The 22,230-nt window shown below is 64.7% G+C and carries 14 protein-coding genes; 7 read left to right on the top strand and 7 right to left on the bottom strand.

The genetic code is table 11. The features are described from left to right. Nucleotides 1-210 precede the first annotated feature (210 nt). The gene (locus EN818_RS24195; RefSeq protein WP_129553500.1) at nucleotides 211-2,742 is read left to right on the top strand and encodes a ligase-associated DNA damage response DEXH box helicase; all 2,532 of its coding nucleotides are present in this window, start codon (nucleotides 211-213) and stop codon (nucleotides 2,740-2,742) included. Between the two features lie 120 nt (nucleotides 2,743-2,862). After that, nucleotides 2,863-3,579, top strand: a complete 717-nt coding sequence (gene pdeM / locus EN818_RS24190) for a ligase-associated DNA damage response endonuclease PdeM (protein ID WP_129553499.1) — start codon at nucleotides 2,863-2,865, stop codon at nucleotides 3,577-3,579. A gap of 6 nt (nucleotides 3,580-3,585) precedes the next feature. Here the strand turns inward: pdeM and EN818_RS24185 are convergent, their stop codons facing one another. From EN818_RS24185 to EN818_RS24175, 3 genes are read right to left on the bottom strand one after another with little or no spacing between them, the layout of a single operon-like run. After that, nucleotides 3,586-4,524, bottom strand: a complete 939-nt coding sequence (locus tag EN818_RS24185) for a DmsC/YnfH family molybdoenzyme membrane anchor subunit (RefSeq protein ID WP_129553498.1) — start codon at nucleotides 4,522-4,524, stop codon at nucleotides 3,586-3,588. Between the two features lie 6 nt (nucleotides 4,525-4,530). Further along, entirely contained in the window at nucleotides 4,531-5,265 is a 735-nt protein-coding gene (locus EN818_RS24180; RefSeq protein WP_095807743.1) for a 4Fe-4S dicluster domain-containing protein, read from the bottom strand. Next, nucleotides 5,262-8,192 carry a molybdopterin oxidoreductase family protein gene (locus tag EN818_RS24175; RefSeq protein ID WP_135905544.1) on the bottom strand — a complete coding sequence of 977 codons (2,931 nt, stop codon included), beginning with the start codon at nucleotides 8,190-8,192 and terminating at the stop codon, nucleotides 5,262-5,264. The genes EN818_RS24180 and EN818_RS24175 overlap by 4 nt, the downstream gene beginning before the upstream one ends. A 278-nt stretch (nucleotides 8,193-8,470) precedes the next feature. Between EN818_RS24175 and EN818_RS24170 the strand changes: the two genes are divergently transcribed. Beyond that, nucleotides 8,471-9,379, top strand: coding sequence for a LysR family transcriptional regulator (locus EN818_RS24170; protein ID WP_129553496.1), 909 nt, complete (start codon nucleotides 8,471-8,473; stop codon nucleotides 9,377-9,379). 3 nt (nucleotides 9,380-9,382) lie between these two features. On the opposite strand, the gene EN818_RS24165 is transcribed toward EN818_RS24170, so the two are convergent. From EN818_RS24165 to EN818_RS24150, 4 genes are all read right to left on the bottom strand, one after another. Beyond that, the gene (locus EN818_RS24165; RefSeq protein ID WP_129553495.1) at nucleotides 9,383-10,639 is read right to left on the bottom strand and encodes an Hsp70 family protein; all 1,257 of its coding nucleotides are present in this window, start codon (nucleotides 10,637-10,639) and stop codon (nucleotides 9,383-9,385) included. A gap of 261 nt (nucleotides 10,640-10,900) precedes the next feature. After that, nucleotides 10,901-11,695 carry a TIGR02186 family protein gene (locus tag EN818_RS24160; RefSeq protein WP_129553494.1) on the bottom strand — a complete coding sequence of 265 codons (795 nt, stop codon included), beginning with the start codon at nucleotides 11,693-11,695 and terminating at the stop codon, nucleotides 10,901-10,903. Next, on the bottom strand, nucleotides 11,695-12,612 hold the full coding sequence (locus EN818_RS24155; protein WP_129553493.1) for a sulfite exporter TauE/SafE family protein: 918 nt from the start codon (nucleotides 12,610-12,612) through the stop codon (nucleotides 11,695-11,697). The genes EN818_RS24160 and EN818_RS24155 overlap by 1 nt, the downstream gene beginning before the upstream one ends. Nucleotides 12,613-12,804: 192 nt before the next feature. Beyond that, the gene (locus EN818_RS24150; RefSeq protein WP_129553492.1) at nucleotides 12,805-16,812 is read right to left on the bottom strand and encodes a peptidoglycan-binding protein; all 4,008 of its coding nucleotides are present in this window, start codon (nucleotides 16,810-16,812) and stop codon (nucleotides 12,805-12,807) included. Nucleotides 16,813-17,260: 448 nt separating this feature from the next. Between EN818_RS24150 and EN818_RS24145 the strand changes: the two genes are divergently transcribed. The 4 genes from EN818_RS24145 to EN818_RS24130 all read left to right on the top strand — a co-directional run bounded on the left by EN818_RS24145 (nucleotide 17,261) and on the right by EN818_RS24130 (nucleotide 22,225). After that, nucleotides 17,261-17,722 carry a MerR family DNA-binding transcriptional regulator gene (locus EN818_RS24145; protein WP_135905563.1) on the top strand — a complete coding sequence of 154 codons (462 nt, stop codon included), beginning with the start codon at nucleotides 17,261-17,263 and terminating at the stop codon, nucleotides 17,720-17,722. Between the two features lie 239 nt (nucleotides 17,723-17,961). Further along, a complete protein-coding gene (locus tag EN818_RS24140; RefSeq protein WP_129553491.1) occupies nucleotides 17,962-19,758 on the top strand; it encodes an acyl-CoA dehydrogenase in 1,797 nt (598 codons plus the stop codon). 52 nt (nucleotides 19,759-19,810) lie between these two features. After that, a complete protein-coding gene (locus EN818_RS24135) occupies nucleotides 19,811-20,983 on the top strand; it encodes an acyl-CoA dehydrogenase family protein (protein WP_129553490.1) in 1,173 nt (390 codons plus the stop codon). A 33-nt stretch (nucleotides 20,984-21,016) separates the two neighbouring features. After that, nucleotides 21,017-22,225, top strand: coding sequence for an acetyl-CoA C-acetyltransferase (locus EN818_RS24130; RefSeq protein ID WP_095807752.1), 1,209 nt, complete (start codon nucleotides 21,017-21,019; stop codon nucleotides 22,223-22,225). Nucleotides 22,226-22,230 lie beyond the last annotated feature (5 nt).

Raw genomic sequence — 22,230 nt, 5'->3', positions numbered from 1 at the left:
TCGGGCAGCGCGCCAAAATAGCTCTCAAGGCTGGAAATGGCAGTCTCTCCTTCGTTCGACTGCCTGCCCAAAGAATCCCTTCTCAGGCCAACTTCAAGTCCCAAAAAGCCATATGCGATTCCCCTGCTTGTCAGGGGGAGAAGGGAGAAATGATCCCCTTTTGTTCCGATTCTTCTTGGCGATGGCGGCCCGCCGCGCTACCTCTGGCGTGTGACAGAGCAGCCGCGCCTTGCCGAACTGAATGCCGCCGTCGTCCTGCCCGAGCCATTCGTCAAATGGTTTGCCGCAAAGGGCTGGTCGCCGCGCGCCCATCAGCTCGAACTGCTGGCGAAGGCTCAAGGTGGACAATCGGCCTTGCTGATCGCGCCGACCGGCGCCGGCAAGACGCTGGCTGGCTTCCTGCCTTCGCTCACCGAGCTTGCCAAACGGCCGCGCCGCAAGCCGGGCGAAGCGCATCGCGGCATCCACACGCTCTACATCTCGCCTCTCAAGGCACTGGCTGTCGACATCGAGCGCAATCTCGGCAGGCCGGTCGAGGAGATCGGGCTCCCGGTCACCATCGAGACACGCACCGGCGACACGCCCTCGCACAAGCGCCAGCGGCAGAAGCTGGCGCCGCCCGACATATTGCTCACCACGCCCGAACAGCTTGCCCTGCTGATCGCCTCGAACGATGCCAGGCGCTTCTTCGAGGACCTGCGCTATGTCGTGCTCGACGAACTGCATTCGCTGGTCACCTCGAAACGCGGTCATCTGCTGGCGCTCGGCTTGGCGCGGCTGCGCGCTTTTGTCCCCAAGCTGCAGACCATAGGCCTGTCAGCCACAGTCGCCGAGCCGGACGAATTGCGGCGCTGGCTGGTCAGCCAGGCTTCCCCGGGAGCGATGTCCGAGCTTATTGTGGTCACCGGCGGCGCGAAGCCCGAAATCTCCATCCTCGACTCCGAAGAGCGGGTTCCCTGGGCCGGCCATTCGGCCCGCTACGCCACCCCGGAAATCTACCGCGAGATCAAGCGTCACAAGACCACTCTGCTCTTCGTCAACACACGCAGCCAGGCCGAGTTGCTGTTTCAGGAACTGTGGCGTGTCAATGACGACACGCTGCCGATCGCGCTCCATCACGGCTCGCTCGACGTCGCGCAGCGGCGGCGGGTCGAAAAGGCGATGGGCGAAAATGCGCTGCGTGCCATCGTCGCCACCTCGACCTTGGATCTCGGCATCGACTGGGGCGACGTCGACCTGGTCGTGCATGTCGGCGCGCCGAAGGGCGCCAGCCGCCTGGCGCAGCGCATCGGCCGCGCCAATCACCGCATGGACGAGCCCTCCAAGGCGATCCTCATTCCTGCCAACCGCTTCGAGGTGCTGGAATGCCGGGCGGCGCTGGACGCCAACTATCTCGGCGCTCAGGACACGCCGCCTCTCGTAGACGGAGGGCTCGACGTGTTGGCGCAGCACGTGCTGGGCTGCGCCTGCGGGGCGCCTTTCCATGCCGATGCGCTGTTCGACGAAGTGACCACGGCTACGCCTTATGCGGGTCTCGACAGGCCGACCTTCGACAGGGTCGTCGAGTTCGTCGCGACGGGCGGATATGCACTGAGAAATTATGAGCGCTATGCCCGTATCCGCCGGACCAAGGAGGGCTTGTGGCGGGTATCCAATCCCCGCATGGCTCAGCAGTACAGGTTGAATGTAGGCACCATCATCGAAGTGCCGGCGCTCAATGTTCGCTACGTCCAGGCTGGAAGCAAAGGCGCTGCCTCGCGCGGCGGCAGGGTGCTGGGAAAGATCGAGGAAGCGTTTCTGGAGACCTTGACCCACGGCGACACGTTCATGTTCGCCGGCAGGGTCCTGCGCTTCGAGGGCATCCGCGAAAATGAGTGCTTCGTGTCGAACGCTCCCGGCAGCGACGCGAAGGTGCCTTACTATGGCGGAGGCAAGTTCCCGCTCTCGACCTATCTCGCCGAGCAGGTGCGCGCCATGCTCGACGATCCGCAGCGCTGGAAGAAGCTGCCCGAGCAGGTGGCGGACTGGCTGCGGTTCCAGGCCGACAAGTCCGTCCTGCCGAAGCGGGACGATCTGTTGATCGAGACGTTTCCACGCGGCAACCGGTACTACCTCGTTGCCTACCCGTTCGAAGGCAGGCTCGCGCATCAAACGCTCGGCATGCTGCTGACCCGCCGCCTGGACCGGGCGGGCGCCAAACCGGTCGGCTTCGTCGCCACCGACTATGCACTGGCCATCTGGTCGCTGGCCGACATGGGCCGGATGTTCAGCAACAGAAAGCCCTCGCTCGCCGCGCTCTTCGATCAGGACATGCTCGGCGACGATCTCGAGGCATGGTTCGCCGACAGCTGGCTGCTGAAACGCACCTTCAGGAACTGCGCGCTCATTTCAGGGCTGATCGAGAAGCGCCATCCCGGCAAGGAGAAAAGCGGCCGCCAGGTCACCGTGTCGACAGACCTGATCTATGATGTGCTGCGCAGCCATGAGCCCGACCATATCCTGCTGCAGGCGACCCGTGCGGATGCCGCGACAGGATTGCTCGATGTCAGTAGGCTTGCGGAGATGCTCTCGCGCATCCGCGGTCGAATCGTGCATAAGAATCTCGAACAGATATCGCCGTTGGCGGTGCCGATCATGCTCGAGATCGGCAAGATGCCGGTGCATGGCGAGGCGGACGAGACGCTATTGATGGATGCCGCCACCCTCGTCGAAGAGGCCATGGGGCCGGAAATGATGGACTAGAGCAATTCCAGGAAAAGTGTGAAGCGCTTTTTCGTCCGGAATTGCAGCAAGACAGACAGATAGAGTGGTTCGCCGTTTCGGTGAAACGGTGAACGGCTCTGAGAGAGGGTCACGAAGGGGATGAATTTTTCGCTGTCGCGCGCGTCGCTGATCGCCGAGGCCGATCTTGTCGGCATCGCCGGCGAACGCGCGGTCTGCGACCGGCGCGGCGGGCTCTACTTCCCCGATCTGCGGCTGCTTGCGGTCTCCGACCTGCATCTCGAGAAAGGCTCGTCCTTCGCCAGGCGCGGCACCCTCATCCCGCCCTACGACACCAGCGCGACGCTGCTGCAACTGCAGGCGGTGATCGCCGACTATCAGCCGCGCATCGTTGTCAGCCTCGGCGATTCCTTCCACGATGGCGGCGGCGCCGGGCGCATGCACCAAAGTTTCCGCGATCGTCTGGAGGCGATGATGGCCGGCCGCGACTGGTTCTGGGTCGCCGGCAACCACGATCCGGATGCGCCGGCCGACTTGCCCGGCGAGACGGTGAAGGAACTCGCCATTGGTGCGCTGCTGTTCCGGCACGAACCTTCAAAGCAGAGGGTGGAAGGCGAGATCGCGGGTCACCTGCATCCTTGCGCGCGCATCGTGCAGCGTGGCCGCTCGGTCAGGCGTCGCTGCTTTGCCGGCGATGGCGGCCGCATGATCATGCCGGCCTTCGGCGCCTATACCGGCTCGCTCAACGTGCTCGACCGCGCCTATGCGGGCCTGTTCCGGCTGGAAACGCTGGTGGCCTATATGCTGGGCGCCCAACGCATCTTCGCTATTTCCGGCTCGATGCTGCGGCCGGGCTGATGTCCGCTACCGACCATAGTAGAGCGTTACGGTGTGCTTCGCTTCCGCGAAGAACAGCCAGCGCTCTACCAGCATGCCGGCGAACTGCAGGAGCGCTGCAAGCACTGACGCCGTTGCGGCCGCGACTGGCCATGGCAAGAGGAACGCAATACCCAGCAGGACAGCGGGCGCGGCAAAAGCCAGGAAGTTCGTGATCCGCCGCAGCCTCGCGCTGTGCTTGCGTGCGATGCGGAATCCCATTTCCTTGAGCACGTAATTTTCCTCGGTATGCGGCCACTCGATCGAGCGCACGGTGCCGCCGGCCAGGCCCGTCGCCGCATTGGTGCTGGTCGGGAGCTCCAGCCGGTCATTGTGCCGCCATGTCGCCAGCTTCCAGCCCCAGCCGGCGAGCGTGGCGAGCCCCGCGCAGGCCAGCACTGACGTCGACCCGCGGCCGAAACCCTGAAGCAGGGCGTTGAGCAACACGGCGCCGGTCATGGCCGCGAAGACAAGATAAGCCGGCAAAGTATAGCGGCTGTGCCACTGCGCGATCGGCTTCAGCGAGGCATAGATCATGCCCGTCGCGCCGACCGTGGCAGCCCCTCCGGCCGCTGCCAGCAGTCCGGCAACGGCCACCCAGCCGCCGCTTCGCCCAAGGACTGCCCAGCCGATGCCGAACAGCGCGGCCGGAATGAACGTCGCGACCGACGCCACGCCCTCGCGCGACAGCCAGGAACTGCGCCACTGCGAGAAGGCGCGCCAGGCTCTCTCGGGTCGCCCCAGATGGCCGGTCGAGGAGAGGAGGCCAGCGACAATCAGGCCAAGCGCCAGGGCCATGCTGACAAGTCCGAACCAGAACCCTGGTTCAACATACCCCAAGCCGCCGAGCACGCCGAGCAGCGCCAGCAGGCCATAGCCAGCGCCGGTCGCAGTGGTGAAGAAAACGACGGAGATGGCGGGATGCATCGTGGATCAGTTCGAAAGCATGCGGTCGATCCAGCCGAGGAATCCGCCTTCGGCGCGGATAGGCTCCAGCGCCGGCGCATCCACTCTTGCGGCGCGCTCGGTGCGAGCGCGCGGCGGCAGGTATCTATTGGTTGGTTTGTAGCCAAGCTCCGGCATCAGCTCGACGCCGCCGCGCGCCTCGACAAGCTGCGAGATCGCCGAAGCCGGATCGCCGAGATCGCCGAAATGCCGGGCGCTGGTCGGGCAGGCGGCGACGCAGGCCGGCACGCGGTCCTCTTCGGCCAGATTATCGTTGTAGATGCGGTCGACGCACAGCGTGCATTTCTTCATCACACCGACGTCCGTGTCGAACTCGCGCGCGCCATAGGGACAGGCCCAGCTGCACAGCTTGCAGCCGATGCATTTGTCCTCGTCGACCAGCACGATGCCGTCCGAAGCACGCTTGTAGGAAGCGCCGGTCGGGCAGACGGTGACGCAGGCCGGCTGTTCGCAATGCAGGCAGGAGCGCGGGAAGTTGACCGTGCGACCGCCCATCTCGGTCATGTGCTCGTAAGTGTGCACGCGGTTGAACCAGACGCCGTCGACATGCCCGCCATAAGGGTCGATGTCGGTCAGCGGCGCCATGTGGCCGCCGGTGTTCCATTCCTTGCAAGCGGTGACGCAGGCCTGGCAGCCGACGCAGGTGTCGAGGTCGATGACGAGACCGAGTTTTTTCTCGGTATGCGCGGGAAGACAGGTCATTCCGCGGCCTCCCTTTTTATGCGGAGCGCTGCGCCGAAGCGAAGCACGTCAGGCGGCGGCTCGACATCTGGCGGCTGGCTGAAGCGTTCGAATTGCGGCTCGGTGAAACCGGCTTCTTGCCGTTCGCATCTGGCGATGCGCACGCGCACGTCGAACCATGCCGCCTGTCCCGTGACCGGATCGGAATTCGAATATCGCTTGCCGTTGGCATCGGCCGCGGTCTGGTCGGCGATGATGTGGTTGAGCAGGAAGCCGCGATTGGATTCCGCCGCGTCGTCCTTCAGCCCCCAGCTGCCGCGCCGCTTGCCGATCGCGTTCCAGGTCCACACCGTGTCCGGGTTCACGCCGTCGATCAGCTTGATCTGCCCTTTCACCCGGCCGTTGACGCTCTCGATCCACACCCAGTCGTCGTCGGCCAGGCCGAGCCCGATCGCTGTCTGACGGTGCACGAACAGCCTGTTCTGGCTGGTGATCTGTCGGAGCCACGCATTCTGCGAACCCCATGAGTGGTACATGTGCATCGGCCGCTGCGTCAGCGCATGCAGCGGATATTTGTCGACGTCGACAGTGTCGTCCTCGAAGGGGGCATACCAAAAGGGCAACGGGTCCATATAGGTCTCGATGCGGTCGCGCTCCGCCTCGGACGGCTGCAGCTTTCCATGGCCGCGCGCGGCGAGCCGGAAGCGCTGCATCGGTTCCGAATAGAGCTGGAAGACGATTGGCTCCGCTTTCGGTATGAAGCCCATCTGCACCGCAAAATCGAGATAGGCGCGGTTGCCCATCTTGTAATAGCGCTGGTCCTCGCTGAAGTCGTGGTGCCAGAAGCCGCCATTGTCGATGTAGCGCTGCAGCTGGTCCGGATTGATCTCGCCCTTGCCGATTGCGTCGCCGTTCTTGCCGCGCCAGCCGGCAAGCGGGCCGATGCCGGGCGCGCGTTCATGGTTGACGATGTAATCGGCATAGTCGCGGTACCTGGCCGAGCCGTCCTCGGCGACGAAGCCGGGCAAGCCGAGCCGCGCGCCGAGTTCGATCAGCACCGACTGGAACGGGCGCACATCGCGGTCCGGCTGCACGACCGGATGGCGGATGGCATCGCCCGGCCCGTCGGCATGGCTGATCGGCCGGTCGAGCAGGCTGATGCAGTCGTGCCGCTCCAGATAGGTGGTGTCGGGCAGCACCAGGTCGGCGAATGGCACCGTCTCGGAATAATAGGCGTCGGAATAGATGATGAAGGGAATCTTGTAGTCGCCAGCCTCGTCCTTGTCGGTCAGCATGGCGATCGTCTCGACCGTGTTCATGGACGAGTTCCAGGCCATGTTCGACATGTACATCATCAACGTGTCGATCGGATAAGGATCGCCTGCCCAGGCATTGCGGATGACGCTGTGCATCAGCCCGTGCGCGGCTAGAGGCGCTTCCCAGGAATAGGCCTTGTCGATGCGGATCGGTTTGCCGGCCTCGTCGAGCAGCAGATCGTCGGGACCGCAGACGAAGCCGAGCGGCATGCCTTCCAGTGCGGTCATCGGTCGGACATTCTTGCCGGCGGGCTTCGGCCCCGGCGGCGCCGAGCGCGGGTAGGGCGGCTTGAAGCGGAAGCCGCCTGGCACGTCCACGGTGCCCAACAACACCTGAAGCAGATGGATGGCGCGGCAGGTGTGAAAACCGTTGGAATGGGCTGAGATGCCGCGCATGGCGTGCATCGACACCGGTCGCCCCTTGATCGTCTCATGGCGGCGGCCCGCCCAATCGGTCCAGGCGATCGGCAATTCGATCGTCTGTTCGAAGGCGACGTGCGCCAGTTCCGCCGCGATCCGGCGGATCGTCTCGGCGGGGATGCCGCACCGGCCGGCGACCGCATCCGGCGAATAGCTGTCGTCGAGGTAACGGTCCGCGATCAGCTGGAACACCGGCACGCAGCGCCGGCCGCCGACCGTGTAGCCGCCGGTCAGCGCCGGCTTCGTTTCGGAGTCGGTTGCGCAGACCGGAGTTTTTGCCACCCTGTCCCAGACCAGGAGATTGCCGCCGCCGTCGCGAACGAGCAGCCCGTCATCGGCTGCGCCGGGCTCCTGGATCACCAGGGCTGCAGCGTTGGTGTAGCGCAGCAGATAGTCGAGATCGACGCGTCCGGCCTTGAGCAGTTCGTGGATCAGCGCCAGCACGAACAGGCCGTCCGTGCCCGGCCGGATGCCGATCCAGTCGTCGGCGATCGCATTGTAGCCGGTGCGGCACGGGTTGATCGACACCACCTTGGCGCCGCGCGCCTTGAGCTTGCCGAGGCCGATCTTGATCGGGTTGGAATCATGGTCCTCGGCGACGCCGAACAGCATGAAGTATTTCGTGTTGTCCCAGTCGGGCTCGCCGAACTCCCAGAAAGAGCCGCCGATCGTGTAGAGGCCGCCGGCCGCCATATTGACCGAGCAGAAGCCGCCATGGGCGGCGAAGTTCGGCGTGCCGAACTGGCTTGCCCACCAGCCGGTCAGCGATTGCGACTGGTCGCGCCCAGTGAAGAAGGCGAGCTTTTTCGGATCGGTGCTGCGGATCGCCGACAGCCGCTCGGTGGCGATGGCGAATGCCTCTTCCCACTCGATCTCCCGGAATTCGCCCGCGCCGCGCGGTCCGCTGCGCAGCAGAGGCTTCTTCAGCCGCGCCGGGCTGTAATGCTGCATGATGCCGGCGCTGCCCTTGCCGCAGATCACGCCGCGGTTCACCGGATGGTCCTTGTTGCCGTTGATGTAGCGCACCTTGCCGTCCTTGATGTGGACGTCGATGCCGCATCGGCAGGCGCACATGTAGCAGGTCGTCTTGGCGATGCGGTCGGAGACGCTGGGCGAGGTGTCGACGCCATCGCCTTCGTCGGGCGCGCGCGTCTCGGCCAGCGGCCGTTGCGACGGTGCGGAATTGGCGCCGCGCGGCGATGCGTGTTTCATGATCCGCGAACGCTCTTGACGTCAGCAGTCTTGGCTTTCGTCTTCGGCCCCGGTCCACGCATGTAATGGAGTTCCGGATGGTAGCGCTCGCCCTGGAACAGCCGCTTCAGACGGCGGCTCCAATGCGCGAAAAGGGATCTGAGGCGTCCCATCATTCCAACTCTTGCGGCGCGGCCGCCAATTTTTTCCAAACTCCCGCAAGAATTTAGAACAGGTCAATCAATCTGTCTAACAAGTTGCTCTTGTAATTCCGATCGTATTTGCTTCTTAGTTGATCTATGACCCTGGATCAGTTGCGCATATTCGTCGCCGTCGCCGAGCATGGCCATATGACCAAGGCGGCCGAGTTGCTCGGCATCTCGCAATCGGCCGCCTCCGCTGCCATCCGCGCGCTTGAAAGTCAGCATGGCGTGCGTCTGTTCAACCGGGTCGGCCGCAATATCGAGCTTGCCCAGACCGGCCACCGCTTCCTGCCGGAGGCGAAGGCGGTCCTTGAACGCGCCGCCGCCGCGCACAATGTGCTCGAACATGTGTCACAGACCGTGACCGGCAGCCTGTCGATCGCCGCGAGCCAGACCATCGCCAGCTATTGGCTGCCGCGCCGCCTCGCCTCGTTCCATGAAGCCTATCCGGCGGTGCGCCTCAGCGTCACCATTGGCAACACAAGGCAGGTCGAGACCAATGTGCTTGATGGCCGCGCAGATTTCGGCCTGGTCGAGGGGCGCACGGAGTCGGACATCCTGCGGCGTGCCCGGGTCGACGAGGACCGGCTCATGCTGGTGGTGGCGCGTTCGCATCCGGATATCCCGAAGACGTCGGCGGGCAAGCTCGACATCAGGGCATTGCGTTGGATCATCCGGGAAGGCGGTTCGGGTACACGTGAGGCGCTCGAAGACTTCGCCCACGGCGAGGGGGTTTCGCCGGCAGAGCTGCAGATATTTCTCGTGCTGCCGAGCAACGAGGCGGTACGCCAGGCCGTGGAAGCCGGTGCCGGCGCCACCATCATCTCCGAGCTTGTCGTCGCGCGCTCGCTGGCGGAGGGCAGCTTGAGGTCCGCGCCAGTCGATTTGCCGAAGCGTGATTTCGCCATGATCACCCACCGCGACCGGCAGGCGAGCCTGGCGCAGATGGCGCTCAAGGCGCATCTGACCGGCAAGGTGGAAGCGCCGACGGGGGACCGGAGCTAACGGTCAGCCGAATTTGCGCTGTGCGTCCAGCGCCAGGCCGAGCCCGACCGAGCCGAACATGTCGCCTTCGATGACGGAGGCCTGCGGCACGAGCGAAAGGATACTGCGCTTCGCCAGCGGGATCGCGGTGGAACCGCCGGTCAGGAACACCGCGGTGATGGCGCAAGCCTGGACGCCGGCATCGGCGATCGTCTGGCGGACCGTCGCAGTCACCCGGTCGATGTCTGCCCTGATCGTCTCTTCCAGGCCGGATCGCGTGATCTCGGCCGCAAAGCGCGCGCCGGGCAGCGACACCTTTACCTCGGCCGCGGACTGGTCTGTCAGCGCGATCTTGGCTCTTTCGACCAAGCCGGCCAAGGCATGCCCATAGCGGTGCTCGACGATGTGGATGAAGCGGTCGACCAGGTCGGCGCGCTCGGCCTCGAATCGGACTTGCTTCAGGTCCGACATCGCCTTGGCGGTGTAGACGAGGTTGATGCGCTGCCAGGTCGCGAGGTCGATGAAGTAGCTCGCCGGCAGATTGCGCTTGTGGTCCTTGGTCCGCGTCAGATAGCCGAGCTCGGGCATGATATGCGCAATGCTGAGCAGCCGGTCGAAATCGGTTCCGCCGATATGGATGCCGCGGTTGGCGAGGATGTCGCTCTTGCGATCGCCCGAGCGGGCGCGCTCCGGCGACACGCGCACCACCGAGAAGTCGGACGTGCCGCCGCCCATGTCGACGATCAGCGCCAGTTCTTCGCGGGCAACGTTCTGCTCGTAGTCGAGCGCCGCCGCGATCGGCTCGAACTGGAAGGCGATGTGCTTGAAGCCTTGCGCATGCGCCGCCTTCTCCAACTCGCCCTGCGCTTTCGCATCGGCCTCGGCATCGTCGTCGACGAACTGCACCGGGCGGCCAAGCACGACGCGCTCGACCGGACCGCCGGCATCGTCCTCCAGCCGCTTCTTGAGATGGCTGATGAAGAGCCCGATGATATCGGTGAAGCCGATCAGGCGCGCCTTGATGCGCGTCTTCTCGTTGGCGAGCGAACTGCCGAGCACGCTCTTCAGCGAGCGCATCAGCCGCCCTTCGATGCTGTCGGTGTAGTCGGTGATCGCACGGCGCCCGAAATAGGTATGGCCGTCCTCGAAGTTGAAGAACACGGCGCTTGGCAAGGTGGGCTGTTCGCCCTCCAGCGCCACAAGTCGCGCCTGCCCGTTCCGGATCACGCCCACCGTCGAATTGGACGTGCCGAAATCGATGCCGCCGAATGCCGATTGCATAGCAGCCTCCTGTCGTTGGTTCTGTCGCAGCAGGTCGCTGGCGGCGAAAGACGTGCCGTCATCCGGATGGCCGGACCGCCTGCCGAAATTTGAATGTGTGTGTTTGTCCTTAGTGCATGTCGCCCAAAAGTGTGCAGCGGTTTTGGGCCGGACGACATGCACCAAAACAAAGACCTGAAGCGCCTCGCGATGCGCTTCAGCTGGGAGGCGGCGACTTATCGCAAAAGCGGGAAAAGGGAAAGCCTTCTTTTGCGCTGGGCGTCAATCCTTGCGGAAGACGAGCCTTCCGAGCCAGCCCGTGAGCATGGCGAGCGAGACGGCGAAAACGCCGTAGAAGAAGGAATAATCATGCGCGACGCGGAAGATCGACTGCTCGAAGCCGGACTTGCGGATTTCGAGCTGGGCGGAGCTTTCCTTGACGAACATGCCGCTCTTGAACAAGAAGGCGCGCGCCTTGTGGGTGCCGACCGGGATGTTGGGCGCCAGCCGGACGGTGGCGCGGAACAGGTTCTGCGACAGGAACTGCACGCCGCCGACATTCTCGCTATAGAGGCCGGTCGCTGCCTTGCGCTCGCGCAGCGCGGCGGTGAATTCTTGGATCGTCGCCGGACTGTCGGTCTCGTCGGCGGGCTTCATGTAGAGGTTCTGGGAGCCGAGCGAGAGCTGCCTGTATTTGGTCGGCTCGGCAATGTCCTGCAGCGGTCGCGTCGTAGCGACCGAGTAGGACACCGGCACGTTCTCGAACGTCTCCGATTCCAGGTTGATCCAGACGCCGAGGATCCTGTCCTTGCGCCGGACCACGACCGGTCTAGGCGGCCCTTCCAGAACGACGACGACGTCATAGCGCCCCTGGCGCGCTATCAGCGGATCGGGATTTTCGAGCGATCCGAAGATGGTGAGGTCGGCGCCTGAGAATCCGGCCGTGATGGAAATGGCGTCAGTGGAAAGGCCGATCTGAATGTTTTCGGCAAGGGGCGGCGTCTGCGCATTCGCCCCCGACAGGGCGAAGAGCATGGAAAGCGAAACGGTAGCGGCGAATGCTCTCAAACCCGCCATCAGCTCAGGCCCGCGAGCGAATAGCGATTGGGCGGCGTCACGAACAAGTCGATGGCGAGGCGGACGGCGACGGCCAGCACCAGCAGCGCCAGAAGCGCCCGCAACTGCTCGCCGCGCAGTCTCTGGCCGGCCTTGGCGCCATATTGCGCCCCGGCAACGCCGCCGGCCATCAGCAGAAAGGCGAGGATCACGTCGACGGTCTGGTTGGTCGAGGCATGCACCAGCGTGGTGTAGGCCGAGGTGAAGATGATCTGGAACAGCGAGGTGCCGATGACTACATTGGTCGGCACCTTGAGCAGATAGATCAGCGCTGGCACCATGATGAAGCCGCCGCCGACGCCCATGATCGACGACAGGAAGCCGATGCCGGCGCCGAGCCCCAGCACAGGAATGACGCTGACGAACAGTTTCGAGGCGCGGAAGCGCATCTTGAGCGGCAGCCGGTGGATCCAGTTGTGCTGGCCGGACTTCTTCAGCACTGGTGCCGCGCCGCTGCGCGTGGCGCGCAGCGCGTTCACGCTCTCGACCAGCATGAGCCCGCCGACAGTGCCGAGCAAGGCGACGTAGAGCAGCGAGATGAACAGGTCCAACTGGCCGATCCGGCGCAGCAGCGCAAAGACGAAGACGCCGCCCGTCGAGCCGACGATGCCGCCGGCCAGAAGCACGCCGCCAAGCTTGAAGTCGAGCGTGCCGCGTTTCATGTGCGAAAGCGCGCCGGAGAAGGAAGAGGCGATGACCTGGTTGGCCCCGGTGGCGACCGCGATGGCCGGCGGGATGTTGTAGAAGATCAGGAGCGGCGTGATCAGAAAGCCGCCCCCCACGCCGAACATGCCCGACAGGAAACCCACCGCGGCGCCCATCGCCAGCAGCACGAAGACGTTTACGGAAATTTCCGCGATCGGGAGATAGATGCCCACCCGTCTGTCTCGATCAACTTTGCCTGTCGGCGAACGCCGCCGTCCCCAGCAGTCTCGCACCGAAAAGCCAATTTTTTCTTGCGCCGGCGCGGCGGCGGGATCAACCCCGCCGCCGCGCCGAAACAAAAAGCCATCTCAATCAGTTAACAGGCAAATCTATGGCAAGGCGTTGCGTATGCGACGCTTCTGCCGTTATTTGTGTGCCAGCAGCGCCTTGACGAGCGGTTCGTCGATCTCGCCGGTCGGTTTCATCTTGTTGTCGGTCTGGAAGGCCATGATGGCGGTCTTGGTCTTGTCGCCCATGACGCCGTCGGCGCCGCCGGCATCGTAGCCGTTCTTGTTGAGAATCAGCTGGATGTTCTGCACCGCCTTCTTCATGTCGATGCTGGCGGTCGTCTGCGGCGTGCTGTCCTGCCAGGATTCCGGGATATCGGCCGAGTTGGCGGCCGCGTTGAGCGGCTTTGGCTTCCAAAGCTCGGTGGCGGCGCGGGCGCGCTCGAGCTGCTCGGGCCTGAGCGCATTGGCGATCTCGTCCCGCTTGGCGGCCGCGTCCTTGTCGCCGGTCTTAGCGACGAGCGCGAACCACTTGTAGGAGTCCTCCAGGTTCTGCTTCATGCCGACGCCCTTGGCCGACAGGATGCCGAGATTGAACTGGCTGTCCTTGACGCCGAGGTCCGCGGCGGCCTGGAACCAGTGCGTCGCCGATTCATTGTCGGTCACGCCGTCCGCCGCCATGGCGAACAGCACAGCCAGATTGTGCATGGCGCTGGCGTTGCCCTGTTCGGCGGCGAGCTGGTAGTAGGTCTTGGCCTTCTTGATGTCGCGCCCGACGCCGATGCCCTTCTCGTAGAAATTGCCGATGCGGTATTCGGCCGGCGCGAAGCCGAGCTCGGCGGACTTCTCGTACCATTTGGCGGCTGCTGTCATGTCTTCCTTCACGCCACGCGATTCGGCGTAGCGCGAGCCGATTTCGAACAGCGCCTTGGCGTCGCCGCCGGCGGCCGCGTCGCGCAGCGCCACCGGGCCGACCTCGGTCGGAATGTCGATCTTTGCAGCCGCCGTCTCGGTCTTGCTGTCCGTTCGCGTCACCGCGCCCGTCATGTCCGCGGATGTCGTCGCCGGCGCGCTGGCCGTCGGCTGGGTGTCTGCGTCCGTGTCCATGGCAGGCGAGTTCACGACCGGAGCTGCCGCCTCGGCATGAGCAGCCGAGGCCATCGGAGCCGGCGCAGGCTGGGCCGGCGCGGCGAGAGTCGCCGCAGCAGGCGTCGAGGCGGCTGGCGCTGTGGCGGCCGGCATTTCGGGGCCGGATGGCTGGGCGGTGGCCTCCGCCTGCCTGACAGTCCGGGCGGGTGCGGTTTCGGGCCTTTTAGCACCGGTGTCGGGCTTCGGCGCGCTGGTTGCGTTGAGCGATGCGGTTTCGACCTTCTGCGCGGAGACGGCCGGTGCGTCGTTTCTGGCCACCGGCGCCGGATCGGAGAAGAAGGCCTTGCCGAGCTGCAGGCCGGCCAGCGCCATCATGATTGCGGCGGCCGCCATCAGGATCGGCTTGCGCCGCGCCTTGAGCAGATCGCCGATCCTCAGCGCCTTCACCGGTCCCGTCATGGTCGATTGCCGCTTCAGCGCGTCGGCCTCCGCTGCGGCGGCCTGGGCCGCGCGGCGTGCGGCCGCGATGAAGTCGGACTTGGCGGCGTCGGTTTCGCCGCGCCTGGCAGGCTGGGCGCCGCGCTCGTCGCGAACGCGCTTCATGATGGCGTTGAGGTCCGGCGCGCCGGAGCCCGGCTCCAGCGGCCGGTTGGCTGCCTTGGGATCGAGCGGTTCGTCGATGTCGACCGTCGGGACGTCGCCCACTGGCGCCGAGCCGGCAAGCGGCGGCGTATCCGTGTCCTTCTTGCTCCTGAAGGCGCGTGCCAGTCCGCCGAACATAGACTTCTTGCGGCCCGCCTTCTCGGGCTTTTCGGCCGTCGCATCCGATCCGAGTGCCGCGACGGCGGCGGCCGCCGCAGCCTCCGAGGGCGTGCGCGGAACAGGTTCGGCGCGCATGGCCGGTTCGTTGCGCGCAGCCGCTTCGGCATCCGCAACCGGCTCGTGCATGGCCAACTCCTCGCGCATGATCGCGGCGGCGCGCGCGTCGACATCGGCCATGTCTCCGGGCAGCGGCAGCGGCTGGTCGATGTCCATCGACGGCGCGTCCTGAACCGCGATCTTGCGGCCCGCCCGCCTGCTGGCGGGTTGCGGGTCCACCAGCTCGCTGACCGCCTCGCTGGGTTCGTCGGTCTCCAGCGAGCCCAGCCGGTCGACGATCTTGAGCAATGTGTCGTGAATTGCCTCGAAGGTCCGCGAATTGCGCTCGTCGGAGCGGCGGGTAAGCGCCTCGAGCGTCTTCAGATCCTGGGCTAGGCCGGCCACCGCTGTCGCGTTCGACGCGGCTGTGGCCGAACTCGATTCGGCGAGCGACCTGACGGCGTTCTCCGCCGCTTCGCGAGCGACCCCGAGGATGGAGTCCCGCGTGCCGGCGAGCGACTTCTCGATGTCGGTGAGCCGTGGACTGATGTCCTCGAATTCGGGCAGGGACGTGCCAGGCTTGGATAGATGCGCCGACAGGCCGGCGACCTGCGCCTCCAGGCTGCGGATAAGGGCCGGATCGATACCGGCGACTTGTGCCGCGGACAGCTCCAGTCGGCTGGAAATGTCTTCGAGTCGGCTTTCCAGGCCGCGGATCGCCATTTCGTTTCCCGGATCTGGCGTGCGCGTCTCGATGCGCTTGGCAAGCGCGGTAAAACGGGCGTCGATCGCCTCCATGAGGCTGGCGCTGTCGTCCTGCTGCATGCGCTGGTCGAGCCTGTTGGCGACCTCGTCCAGCCGCCGCTCGAGGTCGTGAAACAGCGCGTTGCTTTGTTCAATCGCATCGCCCTGGCGCCGTTCCAGCAGCGCGGAGAGCGCGTCGAAGCGCTGCTCCAGCCCCTGAAAAATCTGGTCGGCGTCAGGCATGACCGGCGCGTGGTCGATCTTGTCGGTAATCAAGGCGATCTGCTGGCCGAGACGCTCGATGGCTTGTTCGGGCAGCTGAGCGCGCCCGGCAAGCTCGTCGACCCGGCTCGACAGGAGGTTGAGGCGATCGATCACCTCGGCGCCGGGCCGCGACTGCGCAACCTCGTCGATCTGCTGTGCGAGCGATGCGATGCGCTTCTCGATCCGTCCGAATGTCTCGGGATCGAAGGCGTTGGCCTGGGCCGCGACCGTCGAGGCGACGATGGCGCGGGAGATCTCGTCCAACCGCTCGTCGATCATGGCGAGCGTCTCGCTGCCGCGCGTCGTCTGCTGGCTGGCAAAACGGTCGACAGCGCTGGCAAGCATGCGCACCTTCTCTTCCAGCGAGCGCAGCGACAGGGACTCCGGCAGATTGTTGACGGCGCTGCTGATCTGCTCGAGCCGGTCGGTCAGCACCGAAAGGTTGGGACCTTCCGCGCGCTGGCGCTGGTCGGCGTCGACGCGGTCCTCGAAGGCGCTCCAGCGGCGATCGAAATCGTCCCAACGCCGATCGACGGCCCGCACGCTCTCCTCGCGCGCCAGCGTGTCGAGCGCCGCCTTGACCTGCTCCAATTCGAGCCGCAGCAGGTTCACGCTGCGGTCGTCGCTCTTTTCGGCAAGCGTCTGGATGGCGCCGGAAAGGCGCTCGAATTCCAGGCCGAGCTCGGCGCTGCTCTTGTCCGCCGGAGCGCCGTGCGCGCTGTTCGCCTGCATCGCGCTGTCGATGTCGTTGCGCAGCGCGTCGAACTCGCGCCGCAGCCCCGCGGTCATCTGGTGGCGCAGTTCCTCGCGCAGGCCGCGCAGTTCAACCGCGATCTTGCCGACCATCGCGACGCTGTCTTCCTGGCCCCGCACTCGATCGATGTCGCGCGCGATGGTCTGGTAGTTCTGGCCGAAGGCAGGAGCGGCGGCGGCCGGCGGCTGAGGCCCGCGATTTTGCTCGCTTTGCCTGGAATAGGGGTCCTCATACCAGCGTGGCTCGTCATAGGGTTGCGCGGCGGCATAGCGGGGCTCGATTGCCGGCCGCCGCGGATCGCCGCGCTCGGGCATGTCGCCGCGACTGAGCCGCTGCTCCAGAGTTTCGAGCGAGCGATTCAGCTCCTCCAGCGAGGTGTGCGGCCGACGTTGTCTGCCGGCGTTGAGTGTATCGAGATAGGACCGCTTGGTGTTCATCGATGCGCCCGTGTCCAGAATGGCCGGCCTTGGCCGGCTCCCAAAGTCCTGCCGGGAACGATGCGGCCGCGCGGTTCTGCTGCGGCGGAAGACAGGCTTCCCGGGTTTTCACCCGCGCTTCGAAAAACCGTGAAGAATTCGCTACAGGATAACCACGGGTGACCGACCTGCGCACATTTCGCCCAACGTGGTAAACAAGGCGTTAACCAAGCTTAAGAAGTTGAAACTTCCTGCCTGTGTGCGGCGAAGCTGCGGCATAAAGTTCCTCGCCCACAACGCCCTTGCGTCACAGGGCGGCTGTCGATATAGAATTGACGTAAACGTAAAAGGTGCGAAGCGTGCCTCTTGCGATTGATTTGTCGAAACCACGATTGGAAGCACGCCCCCGCTTCCACTCAGGCGACGCTTGGTCCGCGACCGCGACGCCATCAGGGGAAAGCCAGTGACCATGAAACTTGTTTCGCCCGGCGAGGCCGCGGCCAATAGCAATGACATACAGGCCGAAGCCGGCGAAGAACTCGCCCGCATCGGCGAGATGGCCAAGAAATATGGCGTGACCTTGCGCACGCTGCGTTTCTATGAAGACAAAGGCCTGCTCAATCCGAAGCGCGACGGCTCGACGCGTCTTTACACGCGGCGCGACAAGGCTCGGCTGAAGCTGATCCTGCTCGGCCGCAAGGTCGGGTTCTCGCTGCGCGACGTCAAGCAGATGATGGACCTTTATGATCCGACCGGTTCCAACACCAAGCAGTTGCGGCTGGCGCTCGACAAGTCGGAGAAGCAGCTCGCTCGCCTGCAGAAACAGCGGGCGCTCATCGAGGACGCCATCAACGAGCTGAGCAATTCGATGATGGCGGTACGCCAGATGCTGAGCGAGCGCGCCGCGATGCAGGCGAGCGCCGCCGGCTGAGCAGTCTCGCTTAACGGCGACGCCTACCAACCAACAGGAGCCGCATGGCCATTGGCGACGCGGCTTTTCTGTTGCCGCGTTGCCCGCTCCGCTCCTCGAATATTTTTGGCTGCGACAAGATTGACGTTTACGCAAACGTCAATTTTTGCTATGCGAGCGTCAACATTGGTCGGCTTCCCGTTTAGGTTTGAAAACGGGAGCTTGCTGCCTGGCCAAGACCGCAAGGGGTGGAGGAAGGGATGACGATTTACAGGGCGCCGATCCAAGACACGCTGTTCGTGCTCAACGATGTGCTCGGTTATCAGCGCTTTTCCAATCTTCCCGGTTTCTCGGACGCAACGCCGGATGTGCTCGAGGCGATCCTTGCCGAAGGCGCCAAGCTTGCCGAGAACGTCATGCATCTGCTGAACCGGGTCGGCGACATGGAAGGCTGCGTGCGCCACGATGACGGTTCGGTGACGACGCCCAGGGGTTTCAAGGAAGCCTTCGACCAGTATCGCAAGGGCGGCTGGATGGGGCTCGCCGCACCCGCCGAGTTTGGCGGCCAGGGTCTGCCCTACAGCGTGCACACCGCCGTCTCCGAATACATGATCTCCGCCAATATGGCGCTGATGATGTATCCCGGCCTGACGCAGGGTGCGATCGCCGCCATCATTACCCATGGCACCGACGAGCAGAAAGCCACCTGGCTGCCGAAAATGGTCGAGGGCGCCTGGACCGGCACCATGAACCTGACCGAGCCGCATTGCGGCACCGATCTTGGCCTGCTGCGTACCAAAGCCGTGCCGAACGGCAACGGCACCTACAGGATTTCCGGCCAGAAGATATTCATCTCCGCCGGCGAGCACGACATGTCGGACAACATCGTCCATCTGGTGCTGGCCCGCGTCGAAGGCGCCCCGGAAGGCGTCAAGGGCATTTCGCTGTTCATCGTGCCGAAGCTCAAGCTCGATGCTTCCGGAAACCCCGGCGAGCGGAACACTGTCTCCTGCGGTTCCATCGAGGAGAAGATGGGCATCCACGGCAACTCGACCTGTGTCATGAATTACGATGAGGCCGAGGGCACGCTCCTCGGCGACTTGAACGGTGGCCTGAAGGCCATGTTCACGATGATGAACGAGGCCCGCCTTGGCGTCGGCCTGCAGGGGCTTTCGCTCTCTGAGATCGCCTACCAGAACGCCGTCTCCTATGCCAAGGATCGGTTGCAGGGCCGCTCGCTCTCCGGCGCCAAGGCGCCCGACAAGAAGGCCGACCCGATCATCGTCCATCCCGATGTCCGCCGCTCGCTGATGACCATGAAGGCCTTCAACGAGGCTGGCCGCGCGCTGGCGTTGTGGACGGCGATCAAGTCCGACGTGGCCCATCGTGCCGGTGATGACAAGGATCGCCAGGCCGCCGACGACTACACCGGGCTGCTGACGCCGGTGGTCAAGGGCGTGCTCACCGACAAGGGCTTCGACCATGCGGTGATGGCGCAGCAGGTGTTCGGCGGTCACGGCTATATCGAAGAACACGGCATGAGCCAATTCGTTCGCGATGCCCGCATCGCCATGATCTATGAGGGCGCCAACGGCATCCAGGCGCTCGACCTCGTCGGCCGTAAGCTGGGTCAGAATGGCGGTCGCGCCGTGCAGGCCTTCTTCAAGGAGGTCGGCGAGTTCTGCGAGGAGAACCGCGCCGACGAGAAGATGGCGCCCTTCACCAAGGCGCTGAAGAAGGGCCTCAACGATCTGCAGGCCGCCACCATGTGGCTGGTGCAGAACGCCATGGCCAAGCCCGACAATGCGGGGGCGGCTTCGAGCGACTACATGCATCTCTTCGGCCTGGTGGCGCTGGGCTATATGTGGGGACAGATGGCCAAGGCCGCCGGAGCCAAGCTGGCGCAGGGCGCCAATGGCGCTTCCGCCTTCTACGACAGCAAGCTGGTGACGGCGCGCTTCTTCATGGAGCGGATCATGCCGGAGACCGCGACGCGCCTCGCGCGCATTTCCAGTGGCGCGGATACGCTAATGGCGCTGCCGGCGGAAGCGTTCTAGGTTTGGCGGGCCGGCAAAGCCGGCCCACACTTGTCGGAACGCGGAGGAAATCGTGGCGACAAACCCAGCCGAAGTTCTTGGCTTGCCGAAGCCCGCCTGGGCGGCGGACGACGTCGGCATGCTTTACGACATGGCGGCCCGCTTCATGTCGGAAGAGATCGCGCCGCGATACGACGAGTTCGAGAAGAACGAGATGGTCGACCGGCAGAGCTGGCTGAAGGCGGGCGCCGCCGGCCTGCTCTGCGCCTCGATGCCGGAGCAATACGGCGGCTCGGGCGGCACCTTCGCGCATGAGAGCGCCATCATCGAGGCGATCGGCCATGTCGGCGTGGACGGCTTCGGCATCGGCCTGCACAATTCGATTGTAGCCCCTTACATCCTGCATTACGGCTCCGAGGAGCAGAAGCAGAAGTGGCTGCCGAAGCTGGCGACGGGCGATTTGATCGGCGCCATCGCCATGACCGAGCCTGGCGCCGGCTCGGACCTGCAGGGCGTCAAGACCCGCGCCGAGAAGGACGGCAACCACTACAAGATCAACGGCTCCAAGACCTTCATCACCAACGGCCAGCTCGCCAACCTGATCATCGTCGTCACCAAGACCGATCCGGACAAGGGCGCCAAGGGCACCTCGTTGATCGTCGTCGAGACCGACGAGGTCGAAGGTTTCGAGCGCGGCCGCAACCTCGACAAGATCGGCCTCAAGGCCAATGACACCTCCGAGCTGTTCTTCAATGATGTGCGCGTGCCGACCTCGAACCTGCTTGGGCACGAGGAGGGCAAGGGCTTCGTCCAGTTGATGCAGCAATTGCCGCAGGAGCGGCTGCAGATCGGCACCGGCGCCATCGCCATGATCGAGCGAGCGCTGGCGCTCACCATCGACTATGTCAAGGAGCGCAAGGCCTTCGGCAAGGCGATCATCGATTTCCAGAACACTCAGTTCAAGCTTGCCGAGCTGAAAACCGAGGCCACGATCGGCCGCGTCTTCTACAATGATTGCGTCGCGCGCCACATTGATGGCGGCCTCGACCCCGTCACGGCCTCGATGGCGAAATACTGGTTGTCCGACCTGCAGGGCAAGGTCGTCGACGAATGCCTTCAACTGCATGGCGGCTATGGCTACATGAACGAGTATCCGATCGCCCGCATGTTCCGCGACGCCCGCGTCCAGCGCATCTATGGCGGTACCAACGAGATCATGAAATTGCTGATCGGGCGCTCGCTCTGAGCGCGGCGGCCGGCAAACCCAAGGAGCACGAAAATGGCCGAAGCTTACGTCTATGACGCCGTGCGCACCCCGCGCGGCAGGGGCAAGAAGGATGGCTCGCTGCACGAGGTGCCGGCGGTACGGCTTGCCGCCAGGACGCTTGAGGCTCTGCGCGACCGCAATGGGCTGGACACCGGCAATGTCGACGACATCATCTTCGGCTGCGTCGATCCGGTCGGGGAGGCGGGCTCGGTCATTCCGCGCGCGGCCGCCTTTGAGGCGGGCTACGACACCAAGGCGCCGGGCATGCAGATCTCGCGCTTCTGCGCTTCCGGCCTCGACGCCATCAATTTCGGCGCCGCCAAGATCGCGCAAGGCGCGGACGAGATCGTCATTGCCGGTGGTGTCGAATCCATGTCGCGCGTCGGCATGGGCATGTCCGGCGGTTCCTGGTTCATGGACCCGTCGGTCGGCCTGCCCGGCTGGTTCGTGCCGCAGGGCATTTCCGCCGACCTGATCGCCACCAAATACGGCTTCAGCCGCGACGACGTGGACGCCTACGCTGTCGAGAGTCAGAAGCGCGCGGCCAAATCCTGGGCCGACGGCCGCTTCAAGAATTCGGTGATCCCGGTCAAGGACCAGAACGGCCTCACCATTCTCGATCATGACGAGCACATGCGCCCCTCGACCGACATGCAGTCGCTGGCATCGCTCAACCCGTCCTTCGTCATGCCGGGCGAAATGGGTGGCTTCGATGCGGTCGCCGTGCAGAAGCACCCGGAAGTCGAGGAAGTGAACCATGTCCATCATGCCGGCAACTCCTCCGGTATCGTTGACGGCGCCGCCGCGGTGCTGCTTGGCTCGAAGAAAGGCGGCAAGGCGATGGGCCTGAAGCCACGCGCCCGGATCCGTGCCTTCGCCAATATCGGTTCCGAGCCGGTGCTGATGCTGACCGGTCCGGTCGACGTCACCGAGAAGCTCTTGAAGCGCGCCAAGATGAAGCTGTCGGACATCGACCTCTTCGAACTCAACGAAGCCTTTGCTTCCGTTGTGCTGCGCTACATGCAGGCCTTCGAGATCCCGCACGACCAGATCAACGTCAATGGCGGCGCGATCGCCATGGGCCATCCGCTCGGCGCCACCGGCGCCATGATCTTCGGCACCGTGCTGGACGAACTCGAGCGCCGCGACCTGAACACAGCGCTGGTCACGCTCTGCATCGGGGCCGGCATGGGCACCGCCACCATCATCGAACGCGTCTGACGGGG

The sequence above is a fragment of the Mesorhizobium sp. M3A.F.Ca.ET.175.01.1.1 genome, assembly GCF_004791945.1.
Taxonomy (GTDB): domain Bacteria; phylum Pseudomonadota; class Alphaproteobacteria; order Rhizobiales; family Rhizobiaceae; genus Mesorhizobium.
Note: the sequence above shows the minus strand (reverse complement) of the source record. Positions and strands in the feature narration are given on the sequence as shown.

Bases quoted from the DNA above. Each gene is read 5' to 3' on its own strand.
- EN818_RS24160 (WP_129553494.1), bottom strand. From the start codon at position 11,695: ATGGCGGGTTTGAGAGCATTCGCCGCTACCGTTTCGCTTTCCATGCTC.
- EN818_RS24145 (WP_135905563.1), top strand. From the start codon at position 17,261: ATGAAACTTGTTTCGCCCGGCGAGGCCGCGGCCAATAGCAATGACATA.
- EN818_RS24130 (WP_095807752.1), top strand. From the start codon at position 21,017: ATGGCCGAAGCTTACGTCTATGACGCCGTGCGCACCCCGCGCGGCAGG.
- EN818_RS24165 (WP_129553495.1), bottom strand. From the start codon at position 10,639: ATGCAATCGGCATTCGGCGGCATCGATTTCGGCACGTCCAATTCGACG.
- EN818_RS24175 (WP_135905544.1), bottom strand. From the start codon at position 8,192: ATGAAACACGCATCGCCGCGCGGCGCCAATTCCGCACCGTCGCAACGG.
- EN818_RS24180 (WP_095807743.1), bottom strand. From the start codon at position 5,265: ATGACCTGTCTTCCCGCGCATACCGAGAAAAAACTCGGTCTCGTCATC.
- EN818_RS24185 (WP_129553498.1), bottom strand. From the start codon at position 4,524: ATGCATCCCGCCATCTCCGTCGTTTTCTTCACCACTGCGACCGGCGCT.
- EN818_RS24140 (WP_129553491.1), top strand. From the start codon at position 17,962: ATGACGATTTACAGGGCGCCGATCCAAGACACGCTGTTCGTGCTCAAC.
- EN818_RS24150 (WP_129553492.1), bottom strand. From the start codon at position 16,812: ATGAACACCAAGCGGTCCTATCTCGATACACTCAACGCCGGCAGACAA.
- pdeM (WP_129553499.1), top strand. From the start codon at position 2,863: ATGAATTTTTCGCTGTCGCGCGCGTCGCTGATCGCCGAGGCCGATCTT.
- EN818_RS24170 (WP_129553496.1), top strand. From the start codon at position 8,471: ATGACCCTGGATCAGTTGCGCATATTCGTCGCCGTCGCCGAGCATGGC.